The organism is Escherichia sp. AM3 (assembly GCF_032029835.1).
GTDB lineage: Bacteria > Pseudomonadota > Gammaproteobacteria > Enterobacterales > Enterobacteriaceae > Escherichia > Escherichia coli.
In genome coordinates, this window is the sequence record NZ_JAVUPQ010000310.1 from 1 (window position 1) to 1,300 (window position 1,300).

At 43.3% G+C, this 1,300-nt stretch carries 1 protein-coding gene; it reads left to right on the forward strand.

Going from position 1 to position 1,300, the window contains the following annotated elements; all coding sequences use genetic code 11:
• Positions 1-1,300: type IV secretory system conjugative DNA transfer family protein (locus RTW80_RS25390; RefSeq protein ID WP_312720822.1), on the forward strand; the 1,300-nt coding region annotated here is incomplete at both ends.

Here is a 1,300-nt window from a genome sequence, read left to right on the forward strand (position 1 = left end):
CTTTATGGTGATGCGAAGTTTGCCAGTGACAATGATTTAAAAAAATCAAAACTGCTTAAGTGGGAGACAGAAAATGATACGGATATTCTGGTCGGCGCGTATAAAGGAACAGATCTGTGGTATACCGCCCCGGATTTTGTATCTCTTGGTGCAGGAACCCGCGCCGGTAAAGGTGCCGCCATTGGTATCCCTAATCTTCTGGTCAGAAAACACTCTCTGATTGCGTTAGATCCAAAACAGGAATTGTGGAAAATCACCAGTAAGGTGCGTGAAATACTGCTGGGTAATAAAGTTTATCTTCTCGACCCATTCAACAGTAAGACACATCAGTTTAACCCCCTTTTCTATATTGATTTAAAAGCAGAGAGTGGTGCTAAGGATCTGCTTAAACTGATTGAAATTCTGTTTCCGTCTTACGGCATGACAGGGGCAGAAGCGCACTTTAATAACCTTGCTGGTCAGTACTGGACAGGACTGGCTAAGTTGCTTCATTTCTTTATTAACTATGAGCCGTCCTGGCTTAATGAGTTCGGGCTTAAACCCGTTTTCTCAATCGGTTCTGTCGTCGACCTGTACAGCAATATTGACAGGGAACTGATACTCAGTAAGCGGGAAGAACTGGAGGGAACAAACGGACTTGATGAAAACGCGTTGTATCATTTGCACGATGCCCTGACCAAAATCAGGGAATATCACGAAACGGAAGATGAACAGCGTTCAAGCATTGATGGTTCTTTCCGTAAGAAAATGAGCCTGTTTTATCTCCCAACCGTTCGTAAATGTACTGATGGTAATGATTTCGATCTCCGTCAGTTGCGACGGGAAGATATCACTGTTTATGTCGGTGTTAATGCGGAAGATATATCTCTGGCTTACGATTTTCTGAACCTGTTTTTCAACTTCGTTGTTGAAGTGACATTGCGTGAAAATCCTGATTTTGATCCCACCCTGAAACATGACTGCCTGATGTTTCTTGATGAGTTCCCTTCGATTGGTTATATGCCAATTATTAAAAAGGGGTCAGGGTATATTGCAGGTTTTAAACTTAAACTGCTGACGATTTATCAGAATATCAGTCAGCTAAATGAAATCTATGGTATTGAGGGAGCCAAAACGCTGATGAGTGCTCATCCATGCCGTATTATCTATGCTGTCAGCGAAGAGGATGATGCCGCGAAGATATCAGAAAAACTTGGGTATATTACAACCACATCAAAGAGCACAAGCAAGAGCCGGGGACGATCAGCTTCACAGGGCGAATCAGAAAGTGAAGCCCGAAGAGCACTGGTGCTTCCACAGG